General features: G+C 33.4%; 19 protein-coding genes. 13 read left to right on the plus strand and 6 right to left on the minus strand.

Annotated features, from left to right (window positions below; genetic code table 11):
- Positions 1 to 12: 12 nt before the first annotated feature.
- From OZP13_RS01980 to OZP13_RS02010, 7 genes are all read left to right on the plus strand, one after another.
- Entirely contained in the window at positions 13 to 756 is a 744-nt protein-coding gene (locus OZP13_RS01980; protein ID WP_281298459.1) for an RDD family protein, read from the plus strand.
- A 235-nt stretch (positions 757 to 991) separates the two neighbouring features.
- Positions 992 to 1,825, plus strand: a complete 834-nt coding sequence (locus tag OZP13_RS01985; protein ID WP_269242039.1) for a GNAT family N-acetyltransferase — start codon at positions 992 to 994, stop codon at positions 1,823 to 1,825.
- On the plus strand, positions 1,822 to 2,919 hold the full coding sequence (locus OZP13_RS01990; RefSeq protein ID WP_269242040.1) for a DegT/DnrJ/EryC1/StrS family aminotransferase: 1,098 nt from the start codon (positions 1,822 to 1,824) through the stop codon (positions 2,917 to 2,919). The genes OZP13_RS01985 and OZP13_RS01990 overlap by 4 nt, the downstream gene beginning before the upstream one ends.
- Positions 2,920 to 2,938: 19 nt before the next feature.
- Positions 2,939 to 4,255 carry a CDP-glycerol glycerophosphotransferase family protein gene (locus OZP13_RS01995; protein WP_281298460.1) on the plus strand — a complete coding sequence of 439 codons (1,317 nt, stop codon included), beginning with the start codon at positions 2,939 to 2,941 and terminating at the stop codon, positions 4,253 to 4,255.
- 50 nt (positions 4,256 to 4,305) lie between these two features.
- On the plus strand, positions 4,306 to 5,661 hold the full coding sequence (locus OZP13_RS02000; protein WP_269242044.1) for a bifunctional cytidylyltransferase/SDR family oxidoreductase: 1,356 nt from the start codon (positions 4,306 to 4,308) through the stop codon (positions 5,659 to 5,661).
- A 76-nt stretch (positions 5,662 to 5,737) separates the two neighbouring features.
- Positions 5,738 to 7,192, plus strand: a complete 1,455-nt coding sequence (locus OZP13_RS02005) for a lipopolysaccharide biosynthesis protein (protein WP_281298461.1) — start codon at positions 5,738 to 5,740, stop codon at positions 7,190 to 7,192.
- Between the two features lie 231 nt (positions 7,193 to 7,423).
- Positions 7,424 to 7,813, plus strand: coding sequence for a sugar 3,4-ketoisomerase (locus OZP13_RS02010; RefSeq protein WP_281298462.1), 390 nt, complete (start codon positions 7,424 to 7,426; stop codon positions 7,811 to 7,813).
- A 4-nt stretch (positions 7,814 to 7,817) separates the two neighbouring features.
- Here the strand turns inward: OZP13_RS02010 and OZP13_RS02015 are convergent, their stop codons facing one another.
- Complete coding sequence (locus tag OZP13_RS02015) at positions 7,818 to 8,699, minus strand: glycosyltransferase family 2 protein (protein WP_281298463.1); 882 nt, start codon at positions 8,697 to 8,699, stop codon at positions 7,818 to 7,820.
- A 214-nt stretch (positions 8,700 to 8,913) separates the two neighbouring features.
- On the opposite strand from OZP13_RS02015, the gene OZP13_RS02020 reads away from it, so the two are divergent.
- Positions 8,914 to 10,017 (plus strand): glycosyltransferase family 4 protein, encoded by a 1,104-nt coding sequence (locus tag OZP13_RS02020; RefSeq protein ID WP_281298464.1) that lies wholly within the window; start codon positions 8,914 to 8,916, stop codon positions 10,015 to 10,017.
- Here the strand turns inward: OZP13_RS02020 and OZP13_RS02025 are convergent.
- From OZP13_RS02025 to OZP13_RS02035, 3 genes are all read right to left on the minus strand, one after another.
- Positions 10,010 to 10,960, minus strand: a complete 951-nt coding sequence (locus OZP13_RS02025; protein WP_269242048.1) for a glycosyltransferase family 2 protein — start codon at positions 10,958 to 10,960, stop codon at positions 10,010 to 10,012. The genes OZP13_RS02020 and OZP13_RS02025 overlap by 8 nt on opposite strands.
- 3 nt (positions 10,961 to 10,963) lie before the next feature.
- The gene (locus tag OZP13_RS02030; RefSeq protein WP_281298465.1) at positions 10,964 to 11,758 is read right to left on the minus strand and encodes a glycosyltransferase; all 795 of its coding nucleotides are present in this window, start codon (positions 11,756 to 11,758) and stop codon (positions 10,964 to 10,966) included.
- 351 nt (positions 11,759 to 12,109) lie between these two features.
- On the minus strand, positions 12,110 to 12,793 hold the full coding sequence (locus OZP13_RS02035) for a cell division ATP-binding protein FtsE (protein WP_281298466.1): 684 nt from the start codon (positions 12,791 to 12,793) through the stop codon (positions 12,110 to 12,112).
- A 194-nt stretch (positions 12,794 to 12,987) separates the two neighbouring features.
- On the opposite strand from OZP13_RS02035, the gene OZP13_RS02040 reads away from it, so the two are divergent.
- From OZP13_RS02040 to OZP13_RS02050, 3 genes are all read left to right on the plus strand, one after another.
- Positions 12,988 to 16,002 (plus strand): tetratricopeptide repeat protein, encoded by a 3,015-nt coding sequence (locus OZP13_RS02040; protein WP_281298467.1) that lies wholly within the window; start codon positions 12,988 to 12,990, stop codon positions 16,000 to 16,002.
- Positions 16,003 to 16,098: 96 nt separating this feature from the next.
- Positions 16,099 to 17,850, plus strand: coding sequence for a TonB-dependent receptor (locus OZP13_RS02045; RefSeq protein ID WP_269242054.1), 1,752 nt, complete (start codon positions 16,099 to 16,101; stop codon positions 17,848 to 17,850).
- Positions 17,851 to 17,974: 124 nt separating this feature from the next.
- Entirely contained in the window at positions 17,975 to 18,424 is a 450-nt protein-coding gene (locus OZP13_RS02050; RefSeq protein ID WP_269242055.1) for a hypothetical protein, read from the plus strand.
- Positions 18,425 to 18,429: 5 nt separating this feature from the next.
- Here the strand turns inward: OZP13_RS02050 and OZP13_RS02055 are convergent, their stop codons facing one another.
- Together OZP13_RS02055 and OZP13_RS02060 are read right to left on the minus strand one after the other, a co-directional pair.
- Positions 18,430 to 19,077: a nucleotidyl transferase AbiEii/AbiGii toxin family protein gene (locus tag OZP13_RS02055; protein ID WP_281298468.1), complete on the minus strand. Its 648-nt coding sequence runs from the start codon at positions 19,075 to 19,077 to the stop codon at positions 18,430 to 18,432.
- A 5-nt stretch (positions 19,078 to 19,082) separates the two neighbouring features.
- Positions 19,083 to 19,544, minus strand: coding sequence for a helix-turn-helix transcriptional regulator (locus OZP13_RS02060; RefSeq protein WP_281298469.1), 462 nt, complete (start codon positions 19,542 to 19,544; stop codon positions 19,083 to 19,085).
- Between the two features lie 208 nt (positions 19,545 to 19,752).
- Between OZP13_RS02060 and OZP13_RS02065 the strand changes: the two genes are divergently transcribed.
- Both OZP13_RS02065 and OZP13_RS02070 read left to right on the plus strand, forming a co-directional pair.
- Positions 19,753 to 19,959 (plus strand): hypothetical protein, encoded by a 207-nt coding sequence (locus OZP13_RS02065; RefSeq protein WP_281298470.1) that lies wholly within the window; start codon positions 19,753 to 19,755, stop codon positions 19,957 to 19,959.
- Between the two features lie 228 nt (positions 19,960 to 20,187).
- The gene (locus OZP13_RS02070; RefSeq protein ID WP_281298471.1) at positions 20,188 to 20,457 is read left to right on the plus strand and encodes an Asp-tRNA(Asn)/Glu-tRNA(Gln) amidotransferase subunit GatC; all 270 of its coding nucleotides are present in this window, start codon (positions 20,188 to 20,190) and stop codon (positions 20,455 to 20,457) included.
- Position 20,458: the final 1 nt, after the last annotated feature.

The following is a 20,458-nucleotide window of genomic DNA, read 5'->3' on the forward strand; positions in this document are numbered from 1 at the left end:
AAAATAAGAAATATGTCAGAATTATCTATAAGTACAACACAAAATGTTGTAATAAATTTTAAAGCGGCTTCAGTAGGTGAGAGAATGTTGGCCAGTTTGTTGGATTTCCTCATAAAAGTGGCTTATATTATTGTTATTGGTTACGTCTTTTTTTATTTGCTGGGTATTGCCAATCTGTTGGATCGAGTAGATATGTGGTCAAGAATGTCTGTAATACTATTTTTTTTCTTCCCGGTCATGATTTATTCCGTGACACTCGAAAGCATTTTTGAAGGACAAACCATTGGAAAAAAATTGATAAAGATAAAAGTTGTAAAGATTGACGGATACCAAGCCGGGTTCGGTGATTATCTTATTCGTTGGCTTTTCAGGATTGTCGAAAACAATTTGATGGGAGGATTAATCGGATTGATAGCCATGTTGGCCAGCACCAAAGTTCAGAGAATGGGTGACATGGCAGCTGGAACGGCCGTCATCACTCTTAAAAACAATATCTCTATTGATCATACCATTCTCGAAGAAATTGGGGACGCTTATGTGCCCATTTATCCGTTGGTCATCAAACTTTCGGATAATGACATGCGAATTATAAAGGACACTTTTCAAATTGCAGAAAAGAAAGGCGATGCGGAAACCATTGAGAAATTATCCAAAAAAATTGAATCGGTTACCGGAATTAAAAATCAATCCGGCAATGAAATTGATTTTATAAAAACCGTTTTGAAAGATTATAATTTTTACACCCGAAATATGTGATTTTAAGTGGGAAGTGGGAGGTTAGAAGTTAGAAGTAGGTGGAGGGAAGTATGCAAAATGAATTGCTTAATTTTATAAAGTCAAAATTTAAATAGTGAAGAATTACACCGTCAGGCTATACAAAGAAAACGATTACGAGAACTGGAATGCATTTATCGGCCAAGCCAAAAATGCTACATTTCTATTTCATCGTGATTTTATGGAATACCACAGCGATCGATTCCAGGATTATTCCTTGATTGTTCTGGATGGCCAAAAATGGGTTGCCGTTCTTCCTGCCAATGTTGTCGGGAACCAAGTTTTCTCGCATCAAGGGTTGAGTTATGGCACCATTGTTACCCAAAACGAAATTAGAATTAAAGAATATCTGAATATTATTAGAATGTTAATGTTGTATTTATTTCAAAATAATATTGCTTTTATTGATTTTAAACTTCTACCCAAAATTTATAATAAATTATTAGCAGATGAATTAGATTATGTGTCTTTTTTGATGAACGCAAATGTTTATCGTTCAGATGTATATATGGTTATTGATAGGGGGCAGGAATATAAGCCAAATCGGAATAGAAATCGAGCTTTAAAAATAGCCAATGATTTAGGAATTGAAATACGAGAAGATGATAATTATGAGGGTTTTTGGGATGAAATTCTAATTCCCAATTTAAGAAATAGATTTGATGTTTTGCCGGTTCACACTGTAAATGAAATCAAAACTTTGTCGTTGCTTTTTCCAAATAAAATTAAATTATTTAATGCTTATATAGATGGAGTTTTAAAAGCGGGTGTTGTAGTTTTTATAATGGAAAATGTTGCTCATTTTCAATATAGCTCAGGTGCTGATGATAGAAAAGACACAGCTGCTTTGGATATTCTTTTTGATTTCATTGTTCGTAAATTTTTGGATAAAAAATATATAAGTTTTGGGAGTTCCTCTGAAAAAAATGGACTTGTTTTGAATACAGGTTTGGCATATTGGAAAGAAAGTTTTGGGGCTCAGGCAACTGTTCAATATTTTTTAAAATTTGAAACTAAAAATTACACAAAATTAGACAGCTTTATTTTATGATAAAATTCCTTGACTTAAAAAAAGTAAACGAACCTTATGAAACCGCTTTTCAAGAAAAATTGAAATTGGTTTTAGAAAAGGGCTGGTATATTTTGGGCAATAAAGTTGCAGCATTTGAAAGCAGTTTTTCCCATTATTGTGGAACAAAATATTGTGTTGGTGTAGGGAACGGTTTTGATGCCTTGGTCTTGATTTTTAAAGGCTACATTCAACTGGGAAAATTGCAAAAAGGGGATGAAGTAATCGTTCCTGCCAATACTTATATCGCTAGTATTTTGGCAATTTTGGAAGCCGATTTGATTCCTGTTTTGGTTGAGCCAAAATTAAAAACCTACAATCTCAATCCTGTTTTAATTCAAGAAAAAATCACAAGTAAAACCAAGGCAATTCTAGCAGTTCATCTTTATGGACAATTAGCCGAAATGGATGCAATCAATGAAATTGCACTGCAAAATAATCTTTTGGTTATCGAGGATGCCGCACAAGCCCACGGAGCCATTTCAAATTTCGGAAAATCAGGAAATGTATCCAATGCTGCCGCTTTTAGCTTTTATCCCGGGAAAAATTTGGGCGCTTTGGGAGATGGAGGGGCAGTTACCACCAATGATGATGACTTGGCAAAAGTCATTCAGTCTTTGAGAAATTATGGCTCCGAGGCAAAATACAAGAATGAATTTATTGGTGTAAATTCACGATTGGACGAATTGCAAGCCGCTTTCTTGAATGTCAAATTGCCCAATTTAGATGCAGAAAACAATGTCAGAAAAGCAATTGCTAAACGCTATTTAAATGAAATAAAAAATGATAAAATCACCTTGCCTTTTTGGGATTTGACAGACAATCACGTTTTTCATTTGTTTGTCATTCGAACCGAAAATAGAGAAGAATTACAGCAGTATTTACTAGAAAAAGGAATTCAAACGATGATTCATTATCCAATTCCTCCTCATAAACAAAAAGCTTTTTCAACTTGGAATAATTTATCATTTCCAATTACCGAAAAAATTCACAAAGAAGTCCTGAGTTTGCCAATAAGTCCTGTGGTGACAGAAGATGAGGTAGGATTTGTTGTTTCAATTTTAAATAACTATTAAATTGGATTTTATTAAAAACATGAAAAATTTGAAATCAATTATTAAGCAATATGTGCCCGAAAAAATATGGGTTTCACTTTCCAAAACATATCATTTTTTAAAATTTAGAAATCTATATGATTTTTATTTAATTCAGAGAGCGCCTAGCAAGCATCGAAAAGCACTTGAAATCGTTAGAGGAAAAGAAAAAATTAAAGTAGCTTTCTTTTTGATTCACGAATCTGTATGGAAATATGATATTCTTTTTGATTTGATGTTGCAGCATCCTAGATTCGAACCTGTTATATTTGTTTGCCCCGCAGTGAATTATGGCAAGGAAAATATGTTATTTGAAATGAACAAATCATTTGAATCATATAGAAAAAAGGGATACAATGTTATTAAAACGTATGATGATGAAACGGGGAAGTATTTGGACATAAAAAAAACTTTTTCTCCTGATATGGTATTTTACACAAATCCGTATGAAGGCTTGCAAGACGAAAGTTTTTTCATAAAACAGTTTTCAGAAGTTTTGACATGTTACGTGCCTTATGCCATTATGACTACTAATTATGATTCTTTCTATAACTTGAATTTTCATAATCTTGTTTGGAAAATTTTTTCTGAAACTCCCATCCACAAAGAAATAGCTTTGCAAAAACAAATAAACAAAGCACAAAATAACATTGTGACAGGCTATCCAGGATTCGATCAGCTGTTGACTAATAAAAGTCCAAATGAAGAGGTATGGAAAAATAAAAATCCAACCCTAAAAAAAATTATTTGGGCTCCCCACCACCTAATGACGGAGTTGAATGAAGTGTCCAATTTTTTGGAGTATCATGATTTTTTTCTAGAATTGGCTGATAATTACAGGGATAAAATGCAAATTGCATTTAAACCACATCCTTTGTTAAGGGTTAAATTGGAGAAAGATCCAAATTGGGGTAAAGAAAAAGCAGATATATATTATAATAAATGGATGAACTTGGAGAATGGCCAGTTTGAAAATTCTGAATATGCAGATCTGTTTTTAACATCCGACGCCCTGATTCATGATTGTGGTTCATTTATGTCTGAATATCTTATTGTAGGTAAGCCTTCATTATTTATGATTAGAAATGAGTCTATTATGAAAGAGTGGAGTCGTTATGGAGAAAAAGCATTGGAAGTACATTATCAATCCAGAAACAAAAAACAATTAGTAGATTTTGTCGAAAATGTGGTGTTGAATGGTAACGATTGGATGAAAGAAGAACGCAATGATTTTGTGCAAAACACCTTGATTCCAAAGAATAATTTAACGGCATCCCAAAATATATTGAATTACTTGGAAAGCCAAATATTTCAATAAGTTAAAGATGTTTTTTGAAATTCAGGATTTACTTAAAAAATATATAATAGATGAACATAGCTGTAATTTTAGCCGGAGGAGTAGGGAGTAGATTAGAAAAATCTTTGCCCAAACAGTTTTTTAAAGTTGCAGGGAAGATGGTTATAGAACATGCAGTTGACGCATTTGAACGAAATGAATTAATAGACGAAATTGCAATCGTGATTAGTAATCATTATCTATTTATGGTAGAAGACATGATTATTAGAAATGGATGGCAAAAAGTAAAACGTATCTTGATTGGGGGAGAAGAACGATACCATTCCAGCCTTGCGGCAGTGAATGCTTACCAAGACTTTGAACAAGCTAATTTGATTTTTCATGATGCGGCTCGTCCTTTGGTTAGTCAAAGAATTATCAATGATGTCGTGAAATCAATGGATAATTATAATGCAGTGGACGTTGCCATTAGTTCTGCCGACACAATTATTGAGGTGGAAAACGATATTATAACCACGATTCCAGACAGGATTAAAATGCGTAGGGGACAGACTCCCCAAGGTTTTAAACAGGAGGTTATTGCAAAAGCATATGATTTGGCTCTTAAAGATGAAAATTTCAAAGCTACTGATGATTGCGGAATTGTAAGCAAGTATTTGCCTCATGAAAAGATATTTGTAGTAAATGGTGAAGAGGTCAATATGAAGTTGACTTATCCCGAGGATACTTATTTGTTGGACAAGTTATTTCAATTGCGTTCGGTCGAAATTCAAAATATACATTTATCACAAGAATGCTTGGCAGATAAGGTTATGGTCGTTTTTGGTGGGGCTTATGGGATTGGGAAAAGTGTTGTGGATTTAGGTCTTTCGAATGGTGTTCGTGTTTATAGTTTTTCTCGTAGCGAAAATAACGTTGATGTCTCCAACATAGAAGATGTTAAGAACGCATTGGACAAAGTGTTTCAGATAGAAAAGAAAATTGATTTTATTGTTAACACTGCCGGGGTATTGCATAAGGAACCATTAGCAACTATGGACTCCCAAACCATTCTTGATTCCATAAATATTAATTATTTTGGAATGGTTAACGTTGCTCTTGCGTCTTTACCTTATTTAAAAGAGTCGAAGGGACATATTTTGTTTTTTACTTCTAGTTCTTATACCAGAGGTAGAGCGTTTTACAGTATTTATTCTTCAACTAAAGCAGCCACTGTTAATTTTGTTCAGGCAATTTCTCAAGAATGGGAAACGCTGGGTATTAAAGTAAATTGTATTAATCCAGAGCGCACGCAAACACCAATGAGGATGAAAAATTTTGGCAGTGAACCAGAAGATACTTTATTGAAACCAGATGTAGTTGCTTTAAGATGCATTCAGGCTTTGTTGTCTAACTATACTGGGCAGGTAATAGATGTTCGGCTTTAAGAAGAACAATGCCTAAAATAATACTGATTATAATTGAATCGAGAAGTGAAGTACAATAAATTTTAATTTTTTTTAAATGCACAATACCTCTCTAAAATCAACCGCTACAAAAGGAATTATTTGGTCTGCGATTGATAAATTTGCTGTTCAATTCGGGCAATTCGTTGTGGGTATAGTGCTTGCTCGAATTTTGATACCGGAGGATTTTGGTTTAATGGGAATGCTGGCTATTTTTATAGCTTTGTCACAAACTTTTATCGAAAGTGGTTTGGGAATGGGTTTAATTCAACGGCAAGACAGGAAAGAAATTGATTTTTCAACTTTATTTGTGTTCAATTTAGTTGTAAGCAGTTTTTTTTATTTGTTGCTGTTTTTTTCGGCCCCTTTTATTTCCCGTTTTTTTGAGCAACCAAAATTAATCGATCTAACAAGAATATTGGGTTTGAGTTTGTTTGTAAATGCTTTTGCAATAGTTCCGCGAACGAAATTAACAATTGCTGTTGATTTTAAATCTATTGCCAAGAGTAATCTGGCAGGGATGATAGTAGGTGGATTGTCTGGGGTATTATCGGCAATAAATGGATATGGTGTCTGGTCGTTGGTTATTCAAATCCTTGTTGGATCTTTGGCTTCGTCAATTTCTTTATGGTTTTTTAGTAATTGGAGTCCATCCATTGCCTTTTCAAAAAAATCTTTTAAATCTTTATTTGATTTTGGGTCAAAACTATTGGTAGCTGGTTTGTATGCTCAATTACTAAATAATATTTATAATATTTGTTTGGGTAAATTTTATCCAGCGGCTTCATTAGGTTATTATACTAGAGCTAAAAGTTTTGCAGACCTATCTGCGGGTACAATTGTTAGTGTTTTGCAACAGGCTACATTTCCAATTCTTACTGCAGTTCAGTATGATAAAGAAAAGTTGGTTTCTATTTATAGCAGAATGATTCGAATGTCAGCTTTTTTTATTATCCCGATTATGACACTTATTGCTTTGCTGGCAAAACCAATCGTCATTCTATTGCTCACAGAGAAATGGGCTACCCTAATTCCACTTTTGCAATGGATGGTTTTTGCACGTATTTTTCTTCCAATGAGTGCTGTCAATTTGAATTTGTTAAATGCAATCGGGCGTTCTGATTTATTTTTAAAAGTAGATTTGTCTAAATTACCGCTGACGCTGCTTGCCATGGTAGTTACAATTCCTCTAGGAGTAAAGGCAATGATAATTGGACATGTTATTACATCTGCCCTATCTTTTTTAATAAATGCATACCTTCCGGGGAAGTTTTATGGTTATGGTCCAATTCATCAATTGAAAGATATGTTGCCTGTTTTTGTTGCTGCAGCAGGAATGGCAATTCCAGTAATTGTGTTGTCTAGTTTTATGGATAATTTAGTCCTGCAATTATTTTTCGGAGGTTTACTTGGATTGATTGCTTATGTATTTATCTGTTGGATGTTAAAATTAGGAGAGCTTGAAGAGGTTTGGGAATTACTTTTGAAGTTTAAAGAAAAACGGGTATGGTAAAAAAGTGAATTGAAAAGAAGAAGCCACTGATTGTCTTTATTTGCCAAGATAAAATTCTTGTAAATAAAAACCTGTAGGACTAATGAGTTTTTTATTAAAAAACGAAGAGCTGTGTATAATAATTGTAAACATAACCTGTTAAAAACATTCGGAAATTTCCATTAGATGTTCGAAAACAATGATTAAATTTGGTCGAATTAGAAGACGTTTATAACAAGTCTACATAGAATTATGAAAATAGAAATTATTGAAATTCCTAAAATAGAAGACAGTTTGGGGAATATTGCGGTTATTGAAAATGACGTGATTCCATTTGATATCAAAAGAGTTTATTATTTGTATGATATCCCAAGTTCATCCATACGAGGGGGGCATTCCCATAAAAAGCTACAACAAGTATTGATTGCCATTTCCGGGAGTTTTGACGTGGTTCTAAAAGATGGAATATCGATCACTACAATTACTCTAAATAAACCAGACAAGGGATTGCTCATAAAAAACAATACCTGGAGAGAATTGCAAAATTTTTCGTCAGGAGCTGTTTGTCTTGTTGTTGCTTCTGAAGTTTTTGATGAAGCAGATTACATACGCGACTACAATGATTTTTTGCAGACAAAATAATTCTTTATATTGATTTTAAACCAATTTGAAAACGGAGATACATGTTTTTCAGCATTAAAACATAGTTGCCTGTTCTGTATGAGTTTAGTATTTCAAAATTCACTCTTTTTGTTAAAATCGTATGCTCATTCTTGTTTTTGTTGAGTTTATATGCTTTTCTTAAAATGATATATGTTGAATAACTATTTTTATTTTTTTTGGTATATAAAGTAGTTTGCAAGGAGTTTGTTGTGATTCTTTTTTTTATTAAAATTTCATCAATAAACTCAATGTTATAATCTCTAGAAACTCGAATCCAAAAATCAAAATCTTCATAGGATAAGGTCGTGTCATAACCATTTAACTTGTCGAAAATCTCTTTTTTATACATTGACGAAACGGAACAAATTATCGTTTCGGAACTAATAACATTACTGTAAATATTTCCGGAAGGCCTTTTGGTTTTAGTTTTTAAATCCTCGTCAACATCAAAATAATAAGAAGAATGGTTTCCATCTTCAGTAATCAATTCTGCATTTCCATAAACAAGAGCCAGATTTTTATAATGACTGTTTTTGAATGTGTTTAATTGAATTTCAATACAATTAGGTTGTAAAACATCGTCGGCTGCCAAATCAATAAAATAGTCGCCTTTGACATAACGCATAGCATTGGTAACTGATTTTGTAATGCCAAGATTGGTTTTGTTTTTTATAAAAATAATTTCTGGATTTTGTATTACGTACTTTTCAATCTCCTCTACGGAATTATCGGTACTATTGTCGTCAACAACGATTATTTGAACTTTTTTGTGGGTTTGGTTTAAAACAGATTGAATACTTTTACCAACAAATTCTTGGTGATTGAAACACGAACAAATGACGGTTACCAAAGTAGTATCTTGCATTAGATTTTTAATTTAATATATTTGAGACTAAATTAAAGAAATAATTAGTGTTAAACCAAAACAAAAAATATAAAATTGCTACGGTAAAAATATTTAATCCAAGTTTAAGTTCGACCGGTTATTTACTTTCTGATTTTCCGTTAGAAAAAAAGAATATTATTGGATTGTTGAATGCCAATAACGTTATCATAAAAAAGAAAATAATTGTAGGAAAATGAAAATTTTATATATAATTTCCGCTATAAATAATCAAGGTGGTGTAGCAAGAGTATTGGCTGCCAAAACTAATTATTTTGTTGAAAATTTTGGATATGAGGTAATTATAGTAACTGAAAATAACGGAAATGGGCCATTATTTTTTGAATTTAATCCTAAAATAAAAATTATTGACATTAAGTTATCCAAAAATAAAGTTGCTGAAATTATAGAGTATAAAACTAAGATTCAAAATATAATTAACGAGCAAAATCCAAATTACATTATTACATTAAATTTTTATTTTAAATCTTTTCTAATTCCTTATTTACTAAAAACTAAAATCCCTATTATTTTTGAGCCTCACGGATCAAAATTTAATGAGGAGTTATTCGTCGGTAATTCGATTTATCATACTTTTAGACGAAAAATAAAAGTTCTTTATAGAGGCTTTTTAGCTAATAAATTTGATTTTTGTATTGTTTTGTCTCCCCAAAGTTTTGAAGAATGGAATATTAAAAATGCTGTAATAATTCCAAATGCAATTTGGTTTCAAGTTGATAAGTTGGCAACTTTGCAATCAAAAAAAATTATTGCAGTTTCTCGTCATTCTTACGAAAAAGGGTTGGATAGATTATTGCCAATTTGCAAAAAAATTACAGAAAAACACCCCGATTGGGTATTAGAAATTTATGGTGAAGATAATGAAAATCATAAATTAGTACTGCAATCCTCAGAATTGAATATTGAAAATAATGTTGTTTTTTTAAGACCTGTTTCTGATATTATTTCAAAATATCAATCGAGTTCAATCTATGTAATGACTTCTCGAAGTGAAGCTTTTCCTATGGTTTTGTTAGAGGCAATGATGTGTGGTTTGCCAGTTATAGCCTATGATTGTCCAACAGGACCAAGAGCGATAGTAAAAAATAACGAAGATGGATTTTTGATTGAAAATGGGAATGAAAAAGAATTTGTTTCTAAATTACTGGAACTGATAGAAAACCAAGATTTGCGGATTAAAATAGGCGCAAAGGCACATCAAAGCGTTGTTAAGTATGATTTGAAAATGGTTATGAATCAATGGAATGCTTTTTTTGTGGAAAATATTATTCTCAGTTAAAACTGGAAAATCGCTTTCCCTTTTTTAAAAAAGCAAGTTTGAGTTTCGAAATTAATTGTAAGACAAAAGGAGGTAATTCCAATAATATTCTTTGTTTTAAGTTTAATCCAGAAATTTCGGGATTTTTATGGATGCCTTTTTTTAATTTTTGCCAATTAACCAAATCATTTTCTTTTTTATAATTACTCGCCATCATATAGCGGTTAATGTCTAAATATTTTTTTAGGCTTTTGTCTGAAACGGACAATGGTTCATAAAAATCAAAATCGGTTATGGTCTTGTTCTTTAAACCACTGTTGGTGATCTTGTTTTCAGCATACATAATATTATAGACTAAAACGGTATTTGAATAAGCTAATTTGAATGTGCTATTGGCTCTAATATTAAAATCAATATCTTCACCGTAATTGATTTTTGTATTATAGCCCCCAATTTTTTCAAAAAGCTCTTTCTTTACGCATAAACTCGAAGGACAGTATATGTTTTGGTACAAATTACTTTCAAAAAAATCCAGTATAATGTCATCTTTAATGAAATTATTTAAATTTGAGGATGGACTTACCGCTACTTTTTTTGAATATACTTCCACGTAATTAGTTGCAAACAAATGTGCTTTTGGAAATTCTTGTATTAGTTGATGAATTTTTTCTAAAAACTCTTTATGCCAAATGTCATCAGCATCTAAAAAAGCCAGAAAATCCGAATTTGAATTTTGAATCCCGGTATTTCTTGATGCCGAAAGGCCTTTATTAACTTCGTGCTGAATTATTCTTATTTTTTCGGAAATAATAGATTCAGCTTTCAGGTTGCTATTGTCTGTTGAACAATCTTCAACAATGATAACTTCAAAATCCTGAAAATTTTGATTTAAAACACTTTTTAGGGTTTCCTCAATATGGTTTTCTTTGTTGTATAGCGGAATAATTACTGAGAAAAAAGCCATTGTTTAGTCTTTAAGTATATAATCAAAAATGGAATTCCAATCGTTGAATTGAGAACTTTCGTCAAAAGCATACTTGTTTCCTTGATAAGCAATTGTTTTATTTGCAAATTGGGTAATTAATGCAGCCAATTCTTCGGGTTCATCAACATCAAAAAAAGAGACTTTGTTATAATCTCCCATCGTTTCTTTGGCATAAGGTAAATTAGCCAATAACATTGGTTTTTTGAATGCTTTTGCTTCGCTGATAGGTAAACCCCAAGTTTCTAATTTAGAAGGAAAAATTAAACAATCCATTTTTTCGTAATATCCAAAAACCTCTTTGCGATTTATTTTTCCGATATAATTTATTGCTGTTGTTGTATAATTAGCTATTATATAATTAGCATAATTTGAATCTCCCTCTTTTACAGTTAGATGTATTTTTATTTTACATTTTATGTTTTCAGGAAGTAGTTTTATAGCCTCTCCGATACATTCAATATTTTTAAAACTTTGAGGAATCAAAGGGTAAAAAAAATGAATTTTTGAAGTGTCCAAAATAATTTCTTTAAAATCGAAATTTGGAATAAATTCGGGTATGCTAACCATTACGTTTTTTATATTGAAAAGTGATTTAAACTCCTTTTTAATCCAATGTTGCTGTACAAAAACAGCCTCATTTTTAGTAATGTTAATTTGAAAAAGATATTTATATAATACTGAAAACAGACCTATTTTATAATCGAATTTCCAATCTTTTAGTTTTGCGTTATAAAAGAGAGTAGCGTGGTGACAATACACAAAACGCTTTTTTGCCACAACATTTGGACTGACATCGTGCAGCGAAAACCAAACATCGGGTTTTATTTTTTTGGAAAGTTTTTTGAAATAAAAATATTCGTAATATAATCGTAAAAACCAAGATTTCTTCGACTTTGGAAACTCAATATATTCTATGTTTGGATAGTCAAATTTTGATTTATCGTTGACTAATGCAATTACTTTTAGCTCTTTGTTTTCAGAATAATTGGAGATTTTTTGCAAACAATTATCCAAAATGGTAAATATACCACCTTCGACCATATTAATGCCTGAAATGACGATTATCTGCTGTTTCAATTGGAATTAATTAGATAATATAAAGTAGATTAGCGTTTTGTATAGAAAGCATTAGACCGTTTTTTGAACCACCTCAAAAATATGGGAATCCTCGCATTTCAATGTTTTGGATGGGAATTTCATCAACATGGCATAATCATGTGTGGCCATAATGACTGTTTTTCCGGTGGCATTGATTTTTTTCAAAACGTCAAGAACTTCAATGCTGGTTTGGGGGTCAAGATTTCCGGTTGGTTCGTCGGCAAGAATGAATTCGGGATTGTTCAGCAAAGCGCGCGCTATGGCAATTCGTTGTTGCTCACCACCCGAAAGTTGATGCGGCATTTTGTCGATGTAGGCTTTCATCCCAACTTTATCCAGAACTTCGTCAATTTTGTTTTGTATTTCTTCTTTTTCTGTCCATCCAGTTGCCTTCAACACAAACAACAAATTGTCTTTTACGGAACGATCGGGCAATAATTTAAAATCCTGGAAAACAAAACCTATCTTTCTTCTCAAAAACGGAATATCGTCCTCTTTTAAAGTCGCCAAATCAAAATCCACAATTCGTCCTTCTCCCTCAGCCAAAGGCAAATCGGCATAAAGGGCTTTCATGAAAGTACTTTTTCCTGAACCCGTTTTCCCGATAATATAAATAAATTCACCGTGATTTACTTGTAGATTTACATTTGTTAAAATGTTTTTTCCTCCTTGGGCAATGGTTACGTTTTTTAAAGACAATACGGTTTTTGACATGATAGTTCTGATTTTATTTGGTAAATGTAATTATCAATTAGCACACGAGCAAGCAAAAAAATAATTTTATGTACAGCGAGAGTCATTATCTGGCTTTTGCTTTTTGTTAAAACTTTTGTTCATAATAAAAACCGTTTGCCTTCCGTTATACCCTTCAGAATATGATATATTTGAATTATTAAATCAAAACCGCAATGCATAAAATTTCTTGGCTCTTCTTTTTGTTTGTTTTTATTCAATCCCTGTCCATTTCAGCCCAAAAATCAGCAATTTACACTCACGATTCGAAAGATTTCGACAAAGCTCTTTCGTTATATAATGAACGCCAATACGCTTCGGCACAGTTGCTTTTCGAAAAAGTGAAATCGGCTGCGGCCAATGAAGAACTCAAGTCCGACTGTTCTTATTATGTTGCCAATTGCGCCATTCGCACCAATCAATCAGGAGCTGATGTGTTGATGGAACGATTCGTGGCGGATTATCCCACAAGTAGAAAACAAAATCAGGCTTACATAGGAGTGGCTCACTATTATTTTGCACAAGGCAATTATCCCCAAGCTTTGGAATGGTTCGAAAAAGTCGATGAAAATAATTTGAGTTACAGCGACCGAGACCAATACAACTTCCAAAAAGGCTACAGTTTTTTTAGTTCCAAAAACAAAAAAGAGGCCGCAACTTATTTTAATAAAGTGGTGAATTCGGCTGAATATGGTGCACAAGCCAAGTATTACCTGGGTTTTATGGCTTATGAAGGCGATGATTACAAGCAAGCTACGAAGTATTTTGACGAAGTTTCGGGCGAAGAAAAATACAAGGAAAAATTGTCCTATTACCAAGCCGACATGAATTTCAAATTGGGAAATTTCCAAAAAGCGATTGATTTGGGCTTGAAAGCAATGCCCAAATCGAATGCTTTAGAACAATCGGAATTGAATAAAATCATTGGCGAAAGCTATTTCAATTTGAAACAATACGACAAATCCATTCCGTATTTAGCATTGTATAAAGGTAAAAAAGGAAAATGGAACAACACCGATTTCTACCAATTAGGCTATGCTTATTACAAGCAAAAAGATTATGAAAACGCCATTTCACAATTCAATAAAATCATAGAAGGAAAAGATTTTGTAGCCCAGAATGCCTATTATCATTTGGGCGAAAGCTACTTGAACTTGGATAAAAAACAACAAGCCTTGAACGCTTTCAAGAACGCTTCAGAAATGGAATTTGATGCTGCCATTCAGGAAGACGCGAGTTTGAATTATGCCAAATTGAGTTACGAAATAGGGAATTCCTATCAAAGTACGCCCGCTGTTTTGATGGCTTTTATAAAAAAATATCCAAATAATGCCAATACATCCGAAATTGAAAGATTGTTGATCGATTCCTATATTTCATCCAGAAACTACAAGGAAGCATTGGTCTTGTTGGAAAAGAACAAATCTCCCGAAAACAAATTGGCTTACCAAAAAGTCACTTTTTATAGAGGATTGGAATTGTACACGGACTCCAACTATCAGGAAGCGGCAACCCAATTCGAAAATTCATTGAACCAACAAAAAGATGCCAAATTCACCGCAAGAGCCACGTTCTGGAAAGGTGAAACCGAGTATGTTTTGAACGATTTCAAAAATGCTTTGTTAAGTTACCAACAATTTAAAGGTTTAGCTGCCGCCACAACAACGCCGGAATACAAAAACTGCAATTACAATATTGCGTATTCGTATTTCAAGTTGAAGGAATACGATCAAGCGGGAAATTATTTCCAGAACCAGATTGATAATGCGAAAGACGACAAGGTTCGTTTGCACGATTCTTATTTGCGTTTGGCCGATTGCCGATTCGTGACTTCAAAATATACTTCGGCTCTAGAAGCTTATAACAAGGTCATCGAATTGAAAAGTGTCGATGCGGATTATGCCTATTTCCAAAAAGCCTTGTGCTACGGATTTGTTTCCAAAAACGACAAGAAAATTCAAGAACTCAATGCTTTCTTGCAATTATATCCCAAATCAGAATACCGTGATGACGCCTTTTTCGAACTTGGAAATACCTATGTTGCCGATAACAAACAAGACTTGGCGATAAAAACCTACGACAAATTGAATGCCGAATTCAAAAACGGTTCGTTCACTTCCAAAGCGATTTTGCGTCAAGGATTGGTGTATTACAATGCCGACAAAGACGAACAAGCCTTGATTAAATTAAAGAAAGTCGCCGCCGATTTTCCGAAAACTTCCGAAGCCTTGGAAGCCGTTTCCACAGCTCGATTAATTTATGTCGATAACGGAAGAGTGGATGAATACGCCACTTGGGTTCGTACTTTGGATTTTGTTGCCGTGACCGATGCCGAATTGGACAACGATACTTACGAAGCTGCCGAAAAACAATATTTGCAAAACAATACTAAGCAAGCCATATCTGGATTTAGTGGTTATGTTGCCAAATTTCCACGAGGAATCCATTCCTTGAAAGCTAATTTCTATTTGGCCCAATCTTATTTTTCCGATGGGCAAGAAAGCAAATCAGCTTCTAATTATGAGTATGTTATTGAACAGCCTCGAAGTGAATTTACGGAGCAATCTTTGGCGCGATTGGCACAAATTTTCTTGAAAAACGACGATAAAACGAAAGCTATTTCAGTCTTGACTCGATTGGAAAACGAAGCCGATTTTCCACAGAACAAAACATTCGCCCAATCCAATTTGATGAAATGTTATTACGAAAACAAGGATTATCCCAATTCGGTTGTGTATGCCGAAAAGGTTTTGGCCAACCCAAAAACGGACGATAATGTAAAAAGCGATGCCCAGATTATCATTGCTCGCGCGGCAATTCAAACGGGAGATGAAACCAAAGCGCGTTCGGCTTACGCCAAATTGCAAACCATTGCCAAAGGTGAATTGGCCGCCGAAGCCTTGTATTATGAAGCTTATTTCAAAAACAAGGATGGAAAATTTGAAGATTCAAACACGGTAGTTCAAAAATTGGCCAAGAATTATTCTGGTTACAAATATTTTGGAGCCAAAGGTTTAATCTTGATGGCAAAGAATTTCTACGGATTGAAAGACAGTTTTCAAGCAACTTATATTTTGGACAGCGTGATAAAAAACTTCACCGATTTTCCGGATGTAGTTTCGGAAGCTCAAACAGAATTGGATACCATCAAAAGGGAAGAAGCCAAAACAAATTCATCCGTAACTAATTAATTCATTGCGGGGAACGAAGCAATCCCATAACGAGAGCAATAAATGTGATTTCTCCTTCGTCGAAATGACAAAATGGAATAAAAATACAATCAACTTATGAAAATCAATTTCAAAAATATAATAGTCTTTACCTTATTACTAATTGCCCAATTTTCTTTCGCCCAAAAAAAGGACGAAAATATTGGAACAGAAGTGGTAAATGTGGTAAAACCATATACGCCAACCATTTCGGATGCCTTCAAAGTAAGCGAAACTCCCGTGCTTGACGATGCTGAAAATACCAAAAAAGAACCTGTTAAGTACAATATTTTTTCCTTTCCGGTGGCTTCGACTTTCACGCCATCCAAAGGGAAAGCCGAAGGGGTTGAAAAAGAAAAACAAGCCCATTTGTTTAATAATTACGCCACTTTCGGAGGTGGAAATTACGGAACTTTCAATGCCGAATTATTCGTCAATCAAGAGTTGGGAGCCAATGATTATGTGGGCGGAATGTTTCGTCATCTTTCCTCGCAAGGCGGAATAAATGACGTTGAATTGAAGGATTCATTTTATGATACTTCCATTGATTTGACGTATGGCGTTCGCCAAAATGACTTGTCTTGGAATGTGGATTTGGGCTTTCAAAATCAAATCTACAATTGGTACGGATTGCCAATGGATTTTGGTGGTTCATTAACTCCAATTGATAGAGAAAATTTGATTGACGGAATTAATCCACAACAAAGTTACAACAACATTTATTTGGGCGGTAAAATAAGTTTGAATGAAGGTGTTTTGAAAGAAGCGAGCGTGAAATTCAATCATTTTTCGGATGCTTTTGGTTCTTCGGAAAATAGATTTTTTGTGAAGCCTTCTTTGGAATTCAACATCAGTGACAAAGCCGTAAAAACCAATGTTATTGTGGATTATTTGGGAGGAAGTTTCGAGAAAAATTATTCAAATACAAACCCGATAAAATATGGTTTTGCCAATTTTGGAATAGTGCCAAGTTTTGTAATGAATGAGGACGATTGGACAGTGAATATTGGTCTTGGCTTGTTCTATAGCTCGGATTTAGAAAACGATAACAACAAATTTTTGGTTTATCCACAGATTAATGCTTCCTATAAAGTGGTCGGCGATTTGATGATTTTCTACGCTGGAGCCGAGGGGAATTTGGAACAAAACACCTATTCGGATTTTGTCAATGCAAATCCTTATTTGTCGCCAACCTTGAACATTGCACCAACAGACAAACAGTATGATGTTTTCGCCGGTTTGAAAGGAAAATTGACCAATACCGTGAGTTACAATATTCGTGGATCTTATGTGAACGAAAGAGACAAAGCTTTGTTCAAAAGCAATGATTATAACGAAGATATTACCAATGAAGATTACGCTTTTGGAAATTCCCTTCAAGTGGTTTATGACGATACGAAAACGGTAAGTTTTTATGGCGAATTAAAAGCCGATATTTCGGAGGATGTGACTTTTGGAATTGACGGAACTTTTAGCAGTTATACGAATGAGTTTCAAGCGGAAGCCTGGAATTTGCCGGCCATAAAATTAAACGCCAAAGTAGATTTCAACATTACCGAAAAATGGTATGCCGGTGCGAAAGTATTCTTTGTAGGCGAACGAAAAGACCAAAAACTGAATACGGACATCGTTTATGTTACCGCTCCAAGTCCAATAACATTGGATAGTTATTTTGATGTAAATGCGCACCTTGGATTCAAATACAGTGAACGTTTGACAGCTTTTTTGAGAGCGAATAATATCACGAACAAATCCTATCAAAAATGGCTGGACTACCCAGTTCAGGGATTTCAGGTGGTTTTGGGAGCGAATTATAAATTTGATTTTTAATTTAAGACACAAGGTTTTTTGCCACAAAGACACAAAGACGCAAAGTTTTTTTGTTCTTTTGTGATTGATTTAAACAAATATTATTTTTTTTCTTTGTGACTTAGCGCCTTTATGGCAAAATTCTATGACTTTCAAACAAAAAATACACCAACATTATTTACAATTAGTCCAGGACAGAATCGATGTTTTCAGGGATATGATTGTCGCATTAACCGAAGATTCAAAAAACGATGCCAAAGGTTCTGCTGGCGATAAACACGAAACGGCTTTATCAATGATGCACATCGAACAAGAAAAACTCAATCACAAATTGAAAGAAGTATTGGCTCAAAAAGCAGTTTTAGATAAAATTGATTCGACCACAATTGCCAAAACTATTATTGTGGGCAGCTTGGTCAAAGCCAATGGAATTTACCTTTATTTGAGTGCAGCGCTTCCTAAAATTGCTGTAGAAGGAATCAATGTAATTGCTCTTTCTCCACAATCGCCTTTGGGAAATAAACTGATGGGAAATGAAGTGGGTTTTCAATTTGAGATTAATGGTACGAAGTATTTGATTGAAGAAATTAGTTGATAATTTCAAAGCAAGAAGAGTTTTTCTGCAAAGTCAATTTTTATCATTTCCCAATTTTTATCAAGCAAACAATTAGGATCAAAATCTAAATCGGCGGCATCAAAATTAACGAGCATCTCTTTGATTTTTAGAGCGCCATCGGTATAAGGGTATCGTTTTTCGAAAAAAGAAATCATTTCGTCTATCGGAATTTTGTCCAAAAAATAATGTAAATCCCAAAAATCCTTTTTTCGTCCGCCTCGCAAAATCACATCCAATTTCATGGCAATAATTTCTTGAATACTAGCCATTCTGATGGTTGAAACTTCTTGAATGGAATCTATATACGGGTCGGTATAGTACAAATCTAATTTTATAAAATCACTCTCTGAATTTCCAATTTCAAAATACGTACCGAAAGCAATAATTTCTACGTGACTTGTATTGTAAAAATCATATTTATTTTTTAAGAATGTTTTAATTTTTTCAAAATCGATAGAACCATAATCGGCATCGGTAAAAAGATCAATGTCAACCGACATTCGGTGTCCAATTTGCAAACTCAAGGCTGTGCCACCCACCAATCGGAAAGGCGAAAATAGTTCTTCTTGCATCAAATCGATCAAAATTTCTTTGAGCAAAGGCGAAACGGTATTCCAATGTAAATTTTCCAAAACGCTTACAATTGATGTTTCATTAATTTAATTTTTTCAACCGTATCAGCACCATAAAAACGGGTGATTTCTTCTTGTTCTTCCTCGGTTCCTCTCGAAAAAACACGTTTTACAACGGCAACTTTCATTTGTTCCCAATCAATTTTATCGATTGTGGTATCCCAAAATGTGCCTTTTCTTAATTTAGAAATATCGGGTGTTCGTTGGTTTTTTTTCTTGAAAACTTTGATGTCATAATAATTTTGCAAAGTCATCAAAAAACCTTCTTCTAATTCCAGTTTTTCTTCAATTTTCAAAGAAAGAGGAACATTCATTCTGCGAGTCCCTTTTATTATGGCGCCTAGAGTCTGCGGATGTTCCCCAATTGCAATGGCAAATTGTCGCTTGTTAATACCTTTTTTAAGCATTTCGCGCTCTACAAATTTGCCAGGATGTACGCCTTTTATTATTTTAAGAATGTCTTTCATATTACAAATGTAAACAAAATTGTTTATATTAAAAATATATTTTAAAGTACTGATAAACAAAATAAATACTTGCTTTTTGATAGTAATACTATTATTTCTGTTTCCTCTTGTTCTCTATTAGGAAATAAATTGATGGGGAATGAAGTGGGATTTACTTTTGAAATAAATAGAACGAAGTATTTGATCGAAGAAATTAGATAATTTGCAAATGAATTATATGCATTTAATCTGTAGTTTTTCTTTTTTTGGAGCGGCTTTTGCTTTTTATAAAATTCATAAGCTTTGGCGTAAAGATGTTACTGAAAATGATAAGCTTTATAAATTTCAGATAAAAGCTGGAAACTTCAAACATTGGATAGGAATTATAATGCTTATAATTGCCGGAATTGTTTATTTATTCAAAGTAATAGGATAATTTCTTTTAAAAATCCGCGATGCTTGCATCTGTTTCATCCGTGTTCCATTCTTCTTAACAGGATTCATTTTATAACAATCTAACATATTATAACAAAATTAAACATAATGTTAAATTAGTGTATTCTTTGGTTGAAAACCTTCTAAATCATTAAAAAATAGAAATCCCTAATAAAACTTTTCGTAAATTCGCGACCTTAAAAGTTTGACTTTAAAACGAAACGAAATTATGAGCAAAACAATGACAGTCGACATCTTGTCGAGTATTAAAGGAGCACAGCCCTCAGAGTCCGTGAACCAATTATTTGAGGTGATTAAAAATGCAATTCCAACAAATAATAATTCCTTGAATAATGTCAATCATAATTGTGTGTCCGTGAGTGATTTAAGAGAAGATGTTGTGATGGAGAGTTCGGCTATGGAGAAACAGCTCATTATAGAAAACTTCCCGAACAAGAAAAATGGTTTTTTAGTGGTTGCAAAAGTGATAGAAGGATAAG

It is taken from the genome of Flavobacterium limnophilum, assembly GCF_027111315.2.
Lineage (GTDB): Bacteria > Bacteroidota > Bacteroidia > Flavobacteriales > Flavobacteriaceae > Flavobacterium > Flavobacterium limnophilum.